General features: G+C 40.5%; 15 protein-coding genes. 13 read left to right on the forward strand and 2 right to left on the reverse strand.

Annotation, left to right across the window (positions count from 1 at the left end):
- Nucleotides 1-7 precede the first annotated feature (7 nt).
- Nucleotides 8-1,213: a hypothetical protein gene (locus AN214_RS00150; protein WP_054977875.1), complete on the reverse strand. Its 1,206-nt coding sequence runs from the start codon at nt 1,211-1,213 to the stop codon at nt 8-10.
- 196 nt (nt 1,214-1,409) lie between these two features.
- Here AN214_RS00150 and AN214_RS00155 point away from each other — a divergent pair, with 196 nt between their 5' ends.
- The 10 genes from AN214_RS00155 (at nt 1,410) to AN214_RS00200 (ending at nt 10,390) form a co-directional block, all read left to right on the forward strand.
- On the forward strand, nt 1,410-1,997 hold the full coding sequence (locus tag AN214_RS00155) for a MarR family winged helix-turn-helix transcriptional regulator (RefSeq protein WP_054977876.1): 588 nt from the start codon (nt 1,410-1,412) through the stop codon (nt 1,995-1,997).
- Between the two features lie 22 nt (nt 1,998-2,019).
- Nucleotides 2,020-2,478, forward strand: a complete 459-nt coding sequence (locus AN214_RS00160) for a GNAT family N-acetyltransferase (protein WP_054977877.1) — start codon at nt 2,020-2,022, stop codon at nt 2,476-2,478.
- A gap of 454 nt (nt 2,479-2,932) precedes the next feature.
- Nucleotides 2,933-3,358: a VOC family protein gene (locus AN214_RS00165; RefSeq protein WP_054977878.1), complete on the forward strand. Its 426-nt coding sequence runs from the start codon at nt 2,933-2,935 to the stop codon at nt 3,356-3,358.
- 65 nt (nt 3,359-3,423) lie between these two features.
- On the forward strand, nt 3,424-4,860 hold the full coding sequence (locus AN214_RS00170; protein WP_082428441.1) for an ankyrin repeat domain-containing protein: 1,437 nt from the start codon (nt 3,424-3,426) through the stop codon (nt 4,858-4,860).
- Nucleotides 4,861-5,017: 157 nt separating this feature from the next.
- A complete protein-coding gene (locus tag AN214_RS00175; protein ID WP_054977880.1) occupies nt 5,018-5,449 on the forward strand; it encodes an RDD family protein in 432 nt (143 codons plus the stop codon).
- A 78-nt stretch (nt 5,450-5,527) separates the two neighbouring features.
- On the forward strand, nt 5,528-5,860 hold the full coding sequence (locus tag AN214_RS00180; RefSeq protein WP_054977881.1) for a hypothetical protein: 333 nt from the start codon (nt 5,528-5,530) through the stop codon (nt 5,858-5,860).
- Nucleotides 5,861-5,971: 111 nt separating this feature from the next.
- Complete coding sequence (locus AN214_RS00185) at nt 5,972-6,430, forward strand: hypothetical protein (protein ID WP_054977882.1); 459 nt, start codon at nt 5,972-5,974, stop codon at nt 6,428-6,430.
- Between the two features lie 475 nt (nt 6,431-6,905).
- The gene (locus AN214_RS00190) at nt 6,906-7,184 is read left to right on the forward strand and encodes a hypothetical protein (RefSeq protein WP_054977883.1); all 279 of its coding nucleotides are present in this window, start codon (nt 6,906-6,908) and stop codon (nt 7,182-7,184) included.
- Between the two features lie 119 nt (nt 7,185-7,303).
- Nucleotides 7,304-7,921: a class I SAM-dependent methyltransferase gene (locus tag AN214_RS00195; RefSeq protein WP_054977884.1), complete on the forward strand. Its 618-nt coding sequence runs from the start codon at nt 7,304-7,306 to the stop codon at nt 7,919-7,921.
- A 285-nt stretch (nt 7,922-8,206) separates the two neighbouring features.
- On the forward strand, nt 8,207-10,390 hold the full coding sequence (locus AN214_RS00200; protein ID WP_054977885.1) for an OsmC domain/YcaO domain-containing protein: 2,184 nt from the start codon (nt 8,207-8,209) through the stop codon (nt 10,388-10,390).
- Nucleotides 10,391-10,510: 120 nt separating this feature from the next.
- Here the strand turns inward: AN214_RS00200 and AN214_RS00205 are convergent, their stop codons facing one another.
- Nucleotides 10,511-11,230: a hypothetical protein gene (locus tag AN214_RS00205; protein WP_054977886.1), complete on the reverse strand. Its 720-nt coding sequence runs from the start codon at nt 11,228-11,230 to the stop codon at nt 10,511-10,513.
- Nucleotides 11,231-11,445: 215 nt separating this feature from the next.
- Between AN214_RS00205 and AN214_RS00210 the strand changes: the two genes are divergently transcribed.
- From AN214_RS00210 to AN214_RS00220, 3 genes are read left to right on the forward strand one after another with little or no spacing between them, the layout of a single operon-like run.
- A complete protein-coding gene (locus AN214_RS00210; protein ID WP_054977887.1) occupies nt 11,446-13,059 on the forward strand; it encodes a diacylglycerol kinase family protein in 1,614 nt (537 codons plus the stop codon).
- Between the two features lie 36 nt (nt 13,060-13,095).
- Nucleotides 13,096-14,478 (forward strand): sigma-54 dependent transcriptional regulator, encoded by a 1,383-nt coding sequence (locus AN214_RS00215; RefSeq protein ID WP_054977888.1) that lies wholly within the window; start codon nt 13,096-13,098, stop codon nt 14,476-14,478.
- A 20-nt stretch (nt 14,479-14,498) separates the two neighbouring features.
- A complete protein-coding gene (locus AN214_RS00220; protein WP_010558585.1) occupies nt 14,499-14,705 on the forward strand; it encodes a hypothetical protein in 207 nt (68 codons plus the stop codon).
- Nucleotides 14,706-14,709: the final 4 nt, after the last annotated feature.

Below are 14,709 nucleotides of genomic sequence, written 5' to 3' on the forward strand. Positions count from 1 at the left end.
CCTGCGGTTATAACTGGTGTTCAAAGTACACACGGTAGGTTGACGACCAAATTGGGTGCTCCACTTCCAGTAAATAACAGCAAAAGTCATTGGCATCTAACTCAGCAAAATTAAACAAGTAATCTGTCATCGCTTGCATATCACCTTGCAGTGGTGTGCCATTGGGCACAATTTTTAACTCAGGGAATTCCGGCAGTTTTTCGGTCCACATATCATCGGCGCGTAATTTACCTTCTTCTACCTTTTGATTGCCTGCATAACAGCCCACATTTACTAAACTCTGCATTGCCAATTTCTTTTCTAAAAACACCAGCATAAACAGCTTTTTCGTTGGTGTTTTAATAGAGATACTGGTTGAACTACAGTTGCTTGTTGAGTTAAGCGGGTTCGACAGTTCATCTGGGTTACTAAATAAAAAAGTGGCATCAAACTGTGTGCTTTCGGGTAGGTTATTAAACACAATACCCGAATTACTCGCAGAATAGCTCGAATACGCGTCAAGTAAACCTTCGGTCGAAAACTCTTCTACTACACCCACCTGAAATGCCCCTTTTTGAACCCGAGAGTCACCGCAAATTGACTCTGGCGATGTAAAGTTTTCAGGTTGCGGATGAGAATAAAATTGAATAAATGGCTGCGCTTCAATGGCGCGTGAAATCCCTTTTTTCGAAATCAAAGCAACTTCATGTAAATATTGGGTGTTAAGCTCGTTCTCGCGCAAAATGTAACAGGCAAATAAACTATCTATTGAGCTACCTAGTAACTGCTTTGACGCCAAGAAGTGTTGCTCGCGTTTTTCATTTGATGTGAGCGCCCCGTGATTTGCTTTGTTTTTAACAACACTGTTTCCCAACAAACGCTTTAATTCAGCGTGGCTGCGCGCGTATTTTTTAAGTACCTTAGCAAACACTTCAACGGCTTTTTGCGCCTCTAACAGCAAGCTATTTTCAATATTTTGCTGCGCCGCTTTTTGTAAAAACTCTTCTAAGCCAGCAATGCCTGGGAATAAGCACAAGGCGTCTTTGCCATCTTTACTTTTATTAATGCCTTCTAATATGCGCTGGCAGTTTGAGCGGTTAAAATCAAGCCAACGCGACATGCCATTAATAGAGCCTGCCGATTGCGGAAAATGCTGCACCACCTGCCTAAGTACGCTTTTTAAATTATCGCCTGTTCGATTTAATAAAATCAGATCTTCTTTTTCTAATGTCATTATTATTAATAAAAAAGTAATTACCCCAATAATCTATCACGAGCTTTGTGACCATTCACCCTTAATCATTAAAACCGTAGCGATTAAAAATAAAGCAAGCAGCAGCCACTTTGTCGCAAATTGCAAAACATTTAGCTATGCTGCTGCAAAGAAGTCTGAACAAAAGTGCCAATGCACTTTTATTTTGGGAAAAAGCATGACAAGCAATTCGCGTAAAACGGCATTTAATTTAAACAGCAAGGTATCTGGCTGTCTCGATCTATACAACCAAGTGCCCTACCGAATTGCCACCGCAAGTAACTTGCTCGCGCTCGATAGAGACGCCAACGTAAAACACATCACTCACCTAGATACACGCGCCATTCGCGTACTATTAAATATTGGCTCGTATGGTCCAATAAATGCGGCTGATATTGCTTACCAAACACGGCTCGACCCTTACTCAGTTACGCGCGCAATCAATGGCCTGTTAAAAGAAGGGCTTATTCAAGCCGCCAACGACCATGCCACCAGCCGCAGTAAATTTGTTGAATTAAGCGAAGCTGGCACACCCATTTATCAAAATATTGCTAACTACATGGCCAAACGTTGCGAAGATGTGCTCGGTGGCATTAGTGATGAAGAGCAAACACTACTGATGACAGTACTTGAGAAAATTGAACTCAACACCGAGCGCATGCTGGCACAAAACGCGCAAACACTAAAAGACAACGGCGGCATCCCAACACGCGATCAAAGTGAACAAATTCGTTGGTTTAAACGCACACAAAAGCAATCAAAATAAACTAACTCAATAAGGAAATACCATGATAAGACTCGCTACCAAGGATGATTTGGCAGGTGTATTAACGCTCTATAACGAATTGCGACCAAGCGACCCTGCGTTGCCCGATTCACTTGCCATTGAGCGCTGGCAACAAATAATTAGTGACGACAGAACCCATATAGTGGTTGCTGATATTAATGGCACGCTTGCAGCTACATGTGCGCTCAGTATTAATTTAAGTATTGCCGTTGGCGCGCGCCCGTTTGGTTTAATTGAACATGTTGTAACGCGCCGCGATTTTCGCCGCCAAGGGTTGAGCCAGCAAGTACTCAGTTATGCAATTGATTTAGCATGGCAGTTAAACTGCTACAAAGTCATGCTGCTGTCTGGCGCAAAGCTAAATGGTGCCCATAAAGTGTATAGCGCAGTCGGATTCAACGGCGACAGAGAACGCGGTTTTGTTATTAAAGCACCCGATATTGCAGCGCAAAATAATTAATCAGCTCTTTAATCAAGATCACAGTTTAAACCCTTTGCTTAGCTGTAAACACGCTGCATCAAGCAAATTTTTAGGCTTCTTTCGTATTTAAACAAAACCGCTGACTTACGTAATCCAACGTTTCGCGCCACTAAGTAATGCCCGTTAATCCACTTGCCAAACTTAACGTTGTAAGCGCAAAGCTATACTGATAATCTACTGAAATAATTAAATAAAAAATTATTAGTCTGCAGATAACACGCTTAAATCGTTATGCACACTAATTCGCTGTTATACCAATTCTGTTAAGTTTGTGCTCAGGGATAGCGCTGGATAAATGAAATGGTAACAAGGCGGAATTTTTCTTATGTAGTTGTTCTACATTGATAGATTCTAACGCAGTTAGCATGATATTTAGTCCGCTAGGATGATTAGCTACTTAAGTGAATTGGTATTTTGTTTTAAGGAGAAAGAGATGAACCCTGCAATTAAAGGATTAGGCGAAACAGTACTCAGAGTGCGCGACCTAGAAAGTATGAAAGCGTTCTACGCCAACATTATTGGACTTGAACTGCTTAAAGAATTTCCCAAAGTCGCATTTTTTAAAATTGCAGAGGGCTTTGGTGGCCATACACAAGTAATCGGCTTATTTGCCGAAGAGCTGCCTAGAGCATTTGTCAATGACAATACCTCAACCATTGAACCAGCTTGTTCAAGCCTGCATCATTTTGCATTAGAAATTTCATCTGAAGATTACTTAAGCGAGAAAACAAGGCTAGAAAATGCCGGTTGCGAAGTAATAACCGCCGAACATCAATGGTGTCAGTGGCGATCAATTTACGTAAAAGACCCTGAAAATAACGTTGTAGAATTAGTGTGTTACGATAGATCCGTAGTGTAAAAAACATAACAAAGGCTGTTGCTTTACTGCTACCGCGCTGCAAACTCAACATAGGGATATACGTTTTGACATTGAATACCGTTATTTCGCTCACACTACTTTTTGCTACAACTGCGGTTAATGCCATCGTGATCAGGCACGATGTAGACGATAAAAAGTACCTAGCACTTGGCGAGCAGTATTCACCGTCTGTAGCTTATGTTGCTGGTTGCGCCGCAACCGTAATTAATAACAACTGGCTGTTAACCGCAGCGCACTGCGTAGCAGGTAAAGAAAGTGACATTTTTACTGCGCGGCATATCAACAGCCAATACCGCGTCGAAAAAGTTATTACCCACCCTAAATTTAAACGCGCGAATGACGAATTTTACGATGCGGCGCTGGTTCAATTAAAAGATCCCCTCAAAAACGCAAAACCAGCGACCTTAAATCAGCAAAAAAATGAAGTTGGCCAACAGGTTATTTTTGTTGGCAGAGGCACCTTTGGCAACGGGCAAGATGGCCTTATTCGAGATGATGCTAAGCAGCGAGGCGCAACAAATACGGTAGCAAGTGCCAATGAGCATGTAATTGGTTTTACTTTTAATAAACCCGAAACGGCGACCCAGTTTGAAGGCATAAGCTCACGCGGTGACAGCGGCGGCCCTGCTTTTGTTATAGTTGATAACACGCCAATTGTGATTGGCATAAGCTCATATCAGGTTAGCAATGGCATCCCTGAGGGGCACTATGGCGTTGGCGAATATTACACCAGAGTGTCGTCTATTTACCCTTGGCTACAAAGCGTTATCGAAAATACAGAACCCGCTTTAGTACCAAATCACCCGCTGATAGATGCGGTGGTAAATAATGATTTAAGCGCACTAAATAAAACAGTTACTGAATCTACACTCAATCAACACGCCGTAATCACCGAGGCTTTTTATCAATCGGTAATACTAAACCATGTTCAAATGGCAAAAGCTTTAATAGAACATGGCGCCAAATTTGAAAATGTCATCATCAATAAAGATTCATTGTTTGCATTTGCGTTAACAAACAACAAGCACGACTATTTTCGCATGCTACAAAATGCCGCAGGCAACAAAACCCAGCTGCATAATTCAAACAGCAACGTTCTGCCATTATTTATTTCAAGCTTTCGTAAAGACCCTTATTTATTGGCAGGAGCAAAGCTACTAATACAACAAGGCGCAAACCTAAATGCCCAAACAAAGGCTGGCGATACCGCATTAATACTTGCTGGCTGGAGCACCAACAATTTTGAATTAGTCAAATTACTGGTATCAAACGGTGCCGATTTAAATATCGCGAATAATAACGGCGACACACCCACCATTGATGCCACGTACTTAGGCAAAATTGAAAATTTGCGTTATTTACTTAAAAACGGTGCTGATACATCACGCAAAAATAAGCGCGGCAACACCGCGTTAGACGTTGCTAAACGTAAAAATAATAAATTAGCTATTGCATTATTAAGTGCTGAGTTGCCGCAATAATAAAACGCATTTTATATAAGCAAGCGAAAATGCTTAAGCCTTACTTTACATTGTTCACGTAACAACATGATGGTAATCTACTGAAATTATTAAATAAAAACTTTTGGCATTTAGAAAAATTTGCCAATCAATGGAGATAAAAGTGAGCAGTACTGAAATGGAAACTTCCGAATCACAACACCAATATGTCGGCTTTTGGCCACGTTTTGGCGCCTCAATTATTGACACAATCTTAGTCATAATGATTACTTACCCTTTGCTCTATTCAATCTATGGCAATGAGTTTTGGGAAACAGATCAATTCATAATGGGGATGCCCGATTTTCTGATTAGCTGGGTTTTCCCAATCGCTGCGACTGTTCTTTTTTGGGTTTATAAATCGGCAACGCCAGGCAAAATGGCGTTAAAAGCAAAAGTAGTAGATGCTAAAACAGGCAATGCGCCATCCACTCAACAATCAATTATTCGTTATGTTGGTTACTACATTTCTTTATTACCTCTAGGCTTAGGTTATTTTTGGGTCGCTTTTGATGCAAAAAAACAAGGCTGGCATGACAAAATCGCAGGCACAGTAATCGTTCGTCGATAGAAATCAACGACTGTGACCTTATTGATTACCAGCTAAATCTGCCTCTTAACAGGCATTTTATTACCAAACGGAGTCAAGGTGAAAGCACTTAAAAAAATTCTATATATGCCGTTTGAAGCATACCTTTATGGCTCTGCTTATTTAGTTCATACATGGCTATATATTCAGATAATTTTTTCTTCGACTGCAATTTTTGCAATGATAAGTTGTGTAAGCTTTTCATTTTTAGAAATTGAACACGCTCTGTATATAGTTTACGCATCATCATTTTTAGGCTTCATTTTTGGCATCTTTTGGGCCGAAAAAGAAAGGAAAACACATGGAATTATCAACTTTCACGGTTATTTACTTTCCACACCTGAAATTGAAGGATGGAAAGATAAGAATGGTAAACCAGTTGATAAACCCTAATCTAACAAGCTCATCGAAATATAGATAAAACGTTAAACTAAAGCTTGTTTTATGCCCATGTTAGTCAAATTAAACCCGCCTATTAGAAGGCGTTAAATTTTAAGGAACCCCATGAAAAGATATTTTATTTCAACTTTATTCGTTTTTTTGTCGTGTAATGTATTTGCACAGGATGCAAAGCAGGTTTGTAATGAGTTAAAGCCTGTCGTGATGGATTTGCAAAAGCAATCCCCTATCGATGTTGACTACATGACTAAGTTAATTGGCGTTCAGGCAATTTACGCAGTTAATCGTTGTTTACTCAACTACAATTACACTATTAACTCTGAATCTTTTTTAAATGAAATGATGCAGACTAATAATCAAACTAAAGAACAAAACGTATCTTTTTTACAAACACAAGATGGTTTAAATACCATGCAGTCAGTTTTTGATGGTATTGCCAAAAATGCAGCAAATGCATACTTTAAACCATTCATTAATATTAAAGGTGTGACGATTACTTATTCGTATTCATTTGATAATGCGGACATCCCTTCTGTAGTCGCAACTGTTATGGAAAATAAATAAAAAAAGCTTTAAACCAGTGGGTTCTGCCCCCTCTGTTCGGGTAGGCGGTGCCAAACAGTACACATCCTTGATTGTTATCTCGCATCATCCATGATGCGCTCGTTCATTCTTTTTAAACGGCCAAAAATAACGAACCAAGAAAAAGCCACCCCAGAAATCAAACTAACTCTTCAAACATAATTTAAATGTGAACATAAACGCCATAAATCGGCATCCATGCCTCAGCATGGCTTACTCGACCGCTTCGCTCCCTGTCTCGCATTATTCATTTAAATTTTGTTTTCAGGTTTGATTAAAGGGGGAAGTTTTTCTCAGCAACAGCCTTCAAGGAGTCAATGGAGCGAATAACATACGTTGAATTTATGCATTTTAACTAGTAACTTGCTCCTATAGTTATGGAAACGACCCATTGGGTCGATATTAAATTGTTAGGTTTAAAGTCAGTTTCATCAAACTTTTAAGGATCAAAAGTAATATGCCAAATGAGAGAGAATTAGAAGAAAAAGCATCAGAAGCTTTAGATTCAGCCTTTAAGCAATTTGAAAAAGATAATGGAAAGCTTAACGATAACAGTGATTTTGATTTATTTGGTAAATATTTAGATGACGCTATATACCAATTCAATCAAATTCATGGGACTAATTTTGATACGGAAGAAATTATGAATAAAGAAGCAGGACGAGCTGAACCAATTGATGAATTGGCATTATTTATGGAAGAAGCATTAGAAAATTGGAATAATTTAAATAGATAAAATTTAAACTTAACCAACCATTGGGGTCAGATCTTGCATTGTGCACCGCTGACAATAAAACCAATGGAGCCAGAGTCTTAATTTTGGCTTCATGATTTCAAACCAACTCAGGAAACACCATGCACAAAAAATCACATTGGGAAACGGTTTACACAACAAAAGAATCAAATGCGGTGAGTTGGTTTCAGCCGCATGCGGTGACCTCAATAGAATTTATAAACCGTTTAAATTGTGAAAAAAGTGCCGCCATTATTGATGTGGGTGGTGGTGCGTCAACATTGGTTGATGATTTGCTGTTAAATGGGCATACAAATGTATCGGTGCTTGATCTATCTGGGGCTGCGCTTGAAACAGCTAAAAAGCGCATTGGTGAAAGTTCGGCAAATGTAAAATGGATTGAAGCGGATATAACAGGCGTAACACTGCCAAAACAACAATTTGATGTATGGCATGATCGCGCGGTGTTTCACTTTTTAACAACGCCTGAAGAACGCCGCGCTTATATTAAAAACGTGCTGCATGCGCTAAAACCACATGGCCACATAATTATTGCCACATTTTCAGAAGATGGCCCAGAGAAGTGCAGCGGTTTGCCTATTGTGCGCTACAGTGCAGAAAGCTTACACGGAGAATTTGGTGATCATTTTGTGCTTAAAGATCAACGCCATGAAACTCATAAAACGCCCTTTGGTACAACACAAGAGTTTGTGTTTTGTCACTTTGTAAAAAAGGGCTAGCAAGGATGTAGGCACATATCGCGTTCTCTCCCTCTCCCTCTCGCCCTTTTTACTTTGCTTCGTCTTTGCTTTTAGCAGCAAACACATTTTCACTCGCTTAATTCACTGCCTTAATTTACTGCCTTAAATAAGTCACCAAATGTGGCAATAGATAAGCTGAACTTGGGAAAACGTATTTATTTTCCGATTTTAGTGAATTAAGCGCTAAAAAAGCGGATAATTACACCCATTATGTTTGCCTTGCTGCAACCACCTATTCGCGGCGACACACTTGGAACCTAATTCATGGAAATCAAAGTAAATTATCTTGATAACTTGCGCTTAGAAGCGCTGTTTGACGACTTTAACGTTATTGCCGATCAGCCTATTCGCTATAAAGGCGATGGCAGTGCACCTGGCCCATTCGATTATTTTCTTGCCTCATCTGCGCTGTGTGCAGCGTATTTTGTAAAGGTGTACTGTAACGCGCGCGATATTCCAACGAACGATATTCGCCTATCGCAAAACAACATTGTTGACCCAGAAAACCGTTACAACCAAATCTTTAAAATTCAGGTAGAGCTGCCAGAGAGCATTTCAGACAAAGACCGTGAAGGTATTTTGCGTTCAATCGACCGTTGTACCGTTAAAAAGGTGATTCAAACAGGCCCTGAGTTTGTTGTAGAAGCAGTTGAAAACCTTGATGAAGACGCGCAAGCCATGTTAATGGGTCAGCCTGAGGGCGACGCCAATACCATGATTTTAGGTAAAGACTTACCGCTTGAGCAAACCATTCAAAACATGACCAAGATTTTAGAAGACTTGGGCATGAAAATTGAAATCTCATCGTGGCGTAACATTGTGCCAAACGTATGGTCGCTTCATATTCGCGATGCAGCATCACCGATGTGTTTCACTAATGGTAAAGGCGCAAGCAAAGAAAGCGCATTGTGCTCGGCACTTGGCGAATTTATTGAGCGTTTAAACTGTAACTTTTTCTATAACGATCAGTTCTTTGGTAACGAAATTGCCAATAGCGAGTTTGTCCATTACCCAAATGAAAAATGGTTTAAACCAGGCCCAGAAGACGAGCTACCAAACGAGATTTTAGACGACTACACGCTGGATATTTACGACCCAGAACAAGAACTGCGTGGTTCAAACCTAATCGACACTAACTCAGGTAATGTTGAGCGCGGTATTTGTTCAATTCCGTACACCCGTCATTCAGATGGTGAAACGGTTTATTTCCCGTCTAACCTGATTGAAAACTTATTTTTAAGTAACGGTATGAGCGCGGGTAACAACCTTGCAGAAGCCAAAGTACAGTGTTTATCGGAGATTTTCGAGCGCGCGGTAAAACGCCAAATCATCGAGCAAGAAATTGTATTGCCAGATGTACCAGAAGACGTACTGAATAAATACCCAAGCATAGTTGCGGGTATTAAAGGGCTTGAAGAGCAAGGCTTCCCAGTCGTCATTAAAGATGCCTCGCTTGGCGGTCAGTTCCCAGTAATGTGTGTTACCTTAATGAACCCGAAAACGGGCGGTGTGTTTGCCTCATTTGGTGCGCATCCAAGTTTTGAAGTGGCGCTTGAGCGAAGCCTTACTGAGCTATTACAAGGCCGCAGTTTTGAAGGCTTAAACGATGTACCTAAGCCAACCTTTAACTCAATGGCAGTACAAGAGCCAGAAAACTTTGTTGAACACTTTATTGATTCAACGGGTACTATTTCTTGGCGTTTCTTTAGTGCTAAGCACGATTACGAGTTTGTTGAATGGGATTTCTCTGGCACTAACCAAGAAGAGTGCGATGCCCTATTTGGTATTTTAGAAGACATCGGTAAAGAAGCCTATGTAGCTGAATTTACAGGCCTTGGTACGGCGTGCCGTATTTTAGTACCGGGTTATTCTGAAGTTTACCCAGCAGAAGACTTAATTTGGGATAACACCAATAAAGCACTTTTATACCGCGACGATATTTTAAACCTACATTCACTGTCTGACGAGGAACTAGCTGATTTAGTTAATCGTTTAGAAGAGAGCGAGCTTGATAACTACATCGACATCATCACCCTAATTGGTATTGAGTTTGATGAAAACACAGTATGGGGTCAGCTTACTATTCTAGAACTTAAGCTATTAATTTATTTAGCATTAGGAGATTTAGAAGAAGTGAATAACTTGGTTGAAAGCTTCTTACAATATAACGATAACACTGTTGAACGTGGTCTATTCTACCAAGCACTGCACGCAACGCTGCAAGTAGCACTTGATGACGAACTTGAGTTTGAAGACTACCAGCATAACTTTACCCGCATGTTTGGCGAGGAAGTAATGAACGCGATTATTGGTTCAATTAATGGTGATGTGCGTTTTTATGGCTTAACACCAACTAACTCACAGCTAGAAGGCCTAGATAAGCACCTGCGCTTAATCGAAAGCTACAAAAAGCTGCACAGTGCTCGCGCAAAATTAGCGGGTAAATAAAGCGTTATAAAATCTAAAAAGCCCGATTAATTCGGGCTTTTTTAATGTGTTCGTTTCAAGGATTGCTGGCTCGCAACTGACCGATCCTTGCTCGCTAAATTTGCACCGTGGCAAACCGCGTTATAAATCTAACCATCGCTGCATTAATTTGTAGTCTTGCTTTTGTTCAGCCAATTTATAATTTTCGACAATGTACGGTTCTAATTGGTTGTATATTTCTTTTTCGGTAACCGTTTTGGCTAGTAAGTGTCGGTAAGAGCGAATTAAATAAAAACGCTGCATCGGGATCGCCCGAGGGTATTTCAATTCTAATAACTGGTCGATAATTTTTTGCGCCCGCTCATACTCGCCGCCCTCTGTTAAATAATAAAGCCATTGGGTTCCTATATTAATGGCCGAGTTTGCATCGTTACATTGTTCGCAATACTCACTTTGCCATGTCTCATCTAAAAAGTGTGTGATATAGAACTCATAAAACGGTTTAAATTCGCTAACCGTGCCACGACCTAAAAAGCCTGCAATCTCTCGGGCATTGTTTTTATGCTTAAGCATACGCGCATAAATTACTTTGAAATCACGTTTATATTTATCATCGCCTGTATTTTTCTCGTAATAGGCTGTCATCTCTTCCGATGTAAAATTCATAGGATCAATGTACTTAATTGGTACTGAATGCCACCAATCGGGTTTTGGCACAGCGGCTTCAAACTCAGGCCATTTAGGCCAGCTTTGCTGCTCCTTTGCTTCGCGATCACGTAACGCTTGATAACTCTCACCGCAACCAACGATGATCAACATAAGTACTAAAACACTTACATTAAAATAGCGGGAAAAACGCATAACATCCCTTTAATTTGCTTAATAAAATAATGCTAGGCTAGCATATTTATACAGGTATGTAATTTTTACACACTTTTACTTTAAACCCTTTGTAACTTTTTCAAACGGGTAGTTATTACACAATCAAAAAACCACTATCACGTTGAAATACATACAAAAATTCATAGGTACGATTCTTGTAACCGTATGTTATTTAGCTTTGAGGTGTTGATAGTATGAATGTAACTTTCATTTATTTATTGCTGGTTGTTGCGGCATCCGGTCTTGTTTATGTGTCTAAACACCCGTTATTTATTTTTGCTAGCTGTTGGATTCTGCTTTCAGTGTTAATTGTGTTTAGCGCTTACCTATTTGAAAAACCAAATTTCCTTCGCAAACGCGCAACAGGGCAAATTCCAGTAGTTATTAAATTGGTACTGTTACCTTATTTACTGTGCGCGCAGCTTTACAACGCGTGGCAGCGCTACAAAGACTCAGTGCCTGCGCTGCAACAAGTTGAAGACCAAATGTTTATCGCATGTCGTTTATTCCCAAGCGATATTCCTATGTTAAAAGCCAATAAAATTGACGCAATTTTAGATGTAACTGCAGAATTTGACGGCTTAAATTGGTCGGCTGAGCAAGAGGGGTTGTACTACTTAAATTTACCGGTGCTTGATCATCAATCGCCTACTCGCGCGCAAATTGTTCATGCGTTACGTTGGATTGAGGCAATGCACTCGCTTAACAAAAAAGTGGTGATCCACTGTGCCCTTGGCCGTGGTCGTTCGGTATTTTTATTATGTGCTTATTTACTTTATAAACATAAGCTCAGTACTCAAGGTGCGCTTGATAGGGTAAAAGAATTGCGCCAAACCGCGCGTTTAAATCGTTCGCAAAAAAAACGCCTAAATGCCATTGCACACGTTGATTTACTCGCAAAAACAGAAACCCTACCGATGGTGATCAACCCTGTTTCGGGTAGCGGTAAATGGTATCAATACGATAACCAAGTGATTGGTTATTTAACACAGCGCTTTTTGCTTGAATTTCACTTTACCGAAAAAGATACCAATGTAAGTGCGCTCGCCCTGCGTTTAAAACGTAACCATAACAAAGTGATTGCCTGTGGTGGCGATGGCACCGTAACGGCCGTGGCCCATGCGCTTGTTAACAGCGATTGCCATTTAGGTTTTATTCCGCTGGGTACTGCCAATGCGCTCGCACACGTATTACTTGGTGTGCAAACTAAGTTAGAACCCATAACACTTGCATGCGAGGCAATCGTTAAAGGTAAAACGCAGCAAATTGACACCATTCAATGTAATGAACACACTGCTTTGTTGTTGGTTGCGTTTGGCTTTGAGGAGCAAATGATCAGCTTTGCTAATCGCGAAGAGAAAAACCAGGGTGGCCAATTTGCTTACATTAGCGGCTTTATTAATGCCGTGTCTGAAAGCAAATCACAAAACGTGTGTATTGCGGTTGATGAACAAAACCCTAAAGAATTGAACGTAAACAGTTTAGTTGTTGCCAATGCAGCACCATTTTCTACCGTGTTAGCGCAAGGTGGTGGCGAGCCAAATTATCAAGATGGCCAGCTCGATATCACGCTCATCGAGCACGACGAGAACAACAGCGCAGCGTTTAGTCTTGCGCAACTTGTGTTTAACGGCATAGAAGGTAAGCAAAAACACAGCGAAAACAACGTAAATCATGCACTTTGTAAGCGTGTTTGTTTACACCAACACGGTGACACAGTAAGGTATAGTATTGATGGCGAAATAAAAACGTGCGAAACACTAACCATTGAAATAAAAGAAAAATCATTATGGATTATGACAAAGTAATTTGTTTACTTTGTAGTGCAGTATTTTGAGGACATTATGAAAACAGTGTTATTAGTCGATGACGACTCGGAATTTAACGAATTAGGCGCGCGTATTTTTGAATATATCGGTTGCGAAGTGTACACCGCCGAAAGCATTGCAGAGGCCAAAGAGTGGCTCGCAAATACGCGCTTCGACCATGTTTTTTTAGATTTTATGTTGCCCGATGGCAGCGGTATTCACCTAATCGATTTTATTCGCGCACAAGGCATTAATGTAAATATCACCCTAATTACAGGTCATCCTTCGGTAAAAACCGCTATTGCATCGCTTTGTGATGATCAAATCGACTACTTAACCAAGCCAATTCAAGCCGACGACGTAAAGCGTGTACTCTTTAAAGAACCCGCGGTTACTAGCAAAAGTACAACGAAAATAGAGCGTCACTTTGGCTGTTTAATTGGTAAATCAAAAGCGGCGCAGCACCTAATCACCATGATTGAGCGCGTGGCAAAAACCAACGCAAATGTATTATTAATTGGTGAAAGTGGTGTTGGTAAAGAAGTTGTGGCAAAGGCCATTCATAACGCCAGCAAATGCCAAGGCGAGCAAGTGTCGGTTAACTGCGGCGCTATCACCAAAGATTTAATCGGCAGCGAATTATTTGGCCATGAAAAAGGCGCTTTTACTGGCGCGGTTGCACAAAAGCAAGGTGTGTTTGAACAAGCTGAAAACGGCACTTTGTTTTTAGACGAAGTAACCGAAATGCCGATAGACATGCAGCCTAATTTATTGCGCGTATTAGAAACCCAACATGTCACTCGCGTTGGCGGTAACAAACAAATTCCGGTAAATTGCCGCGTTGTTTCAGCCACTAACCGCACCATGAACGAGATTGCCGAAAAGAAAGTACTGCGTGAAGATATTTATTTTCGCCTTGCGGTTTTTCCAATTGAAATACCGCCATTGCGTGAACGAAAAGAAGATATCGAACTATTAAGCGAGTACTTTTTAGATGATTTGAACCGTGAATATAAAACTCAGTATCAATTTTCACCGACGAGTAAACAAGTGCTATTTGCCCATCATTGGCCAGGGAATATCCGCGAGTTAAAGCACAGTATTCACCGCGCGTTTATTATGGCTGATCCAAATAGTCAAACAATCGATATTGAACAAATAGAGCCATCACCTTTTGCACAGCCACCAGCACGCAATCAAGCTGCAGCTGTTCAGCAAGCGGTTACACCTAACGCGCCTGCGGCGACCTATGATGCACCAGAAGTTGATGTTGGAAAAACCATTGAAGCGGTTGAAAAAGAGCTTATTTATAAAACCCTTGAGTCGGTTTCGGGCAATAAAACACTGGCCGCTAAGTTACTTGGTATAAGCACTAAAACACTCTATAACCGATTAAACGCTTACGAAGAATCACTGTAAAACATGATTTGCGAGGAAACATGACTGACAACAATGAACAACTTAATACCTTAGTTCACGATGCACGAAAGCCACTAAATCATATTTCAATGCATGCTGAAATTATTAAAATTTTAAGCGAAGATGCGGCGAAAAACAGCGAAATTAGCGATGCGGCGAATAAAATAATCGCCGCAAGCAAAGCCTGCAGCGAGCTGTTACAACAAATCGCTGAAAACGCTAAGTGAATAT

Source organism: Pseudoalteromonas sp. P1-9 (assembly GCF_001399975.1).
In the GTDB taxonomy this organism is placed as follows: domain Bacteria; phylum Pseudomonadota; class Gammaproteobacteria; order Enterobacterales; family Alteromonadaceae; genus Pseudoalteromonas.

Excerpts from the sequence above, each read along its gene's own strand:
- AN214_RS00200 (WP_054977885.1), top strand. The coding sequence starts at position 8,207 with ATGGAAATCAAAGTAAATTATCTTGATAACTTGCGCTTAGAAGCGCTG.
- AN214_RS00205 (WP_054977886.1), bottom strand. The coding sequence starts at position 11,230 with ATGCGTTTTTCCCGCTATTTTAATGTAAGTGTTTTAGTACTTATGTTG.
- AN214_RS00215 (WP_054977888.1), top strand. The coding sequence starts at position 13,096 with ATGAAAACAGTGTTATTAGTCGATGACGACTCGGAATTTAACGAATTA.
- AN214_RS00155 (WP_054977876.1), top strand. The coding sequence starts at position 1,410 with ATGACAAGCAATTCGCGTAAAACGGCATTTAATTTAAACAGCAAGGTA.
- AN214_RS00175 (WP_054977880.1), top strand. The coding sequence starts at position 5,018 with ATGGAAACTTCCGAATCACAACACCAATATGTCGGCTTTTGGCCACGT.
- AN214_RS00190 (WP_054977883.1), top strand. The coding sequence starts at position 6,906 with ATGCCAAATGAGAGAGAATTAGAAGAAAAAGCATCAGAAGCTTTAGAT.
- AN214_RS00220 (WP_010558585.1), top strand. The coding sequence starts at position 14,499 with ATGACTGACAACAATGAACAACTTAATACCTTAGTTCACGATGCACGA.
- AN214_RS00165 (WP_054977878.1), top strand. The coding sequence starts at position 2,933 with ATGAACCCTGCAATTAAAGGATTAGGCGAAACAGTACTCAGAGTGCGC.
- AN214_RS00195 (WP_054977884.1), top strand. The coding sequence starts at position 7,304 with ATGCACAAAAAATCACATTGGGAAACGGTTTACACAACAAAAGAATCA.
- AN214_RS00185 (WP_054977882.1), top strand. The coding sequence starts at position 5,972 with ATGAAAAGATATTTTATTTCAACTTTATTCGTTTTTTTGTCGTGTAAT.
- AN214_RS00150 (WP_054977875.1), bottom strand. The coding sequence starts at position 1,213 with ATGACATTAGAAAAAGAAGATCTGATTTTATTAAATCGAACAGGCGAT.
- AN214_RS00210 (WP_054977887.1), top strand. The coding sequence starts at position 11,446 with ATGAATGTAACTTTCATTTATTTATTGCTGGTTGTTGCGGCATCCGGT.
- AN214_RS00160 (WP_054977877.1), top strand. The coding sequence starts at position 2,020 with ATGATAAGACTCGCTACCAAGGATGATTTGGCAGGTGTATTAACGCTC.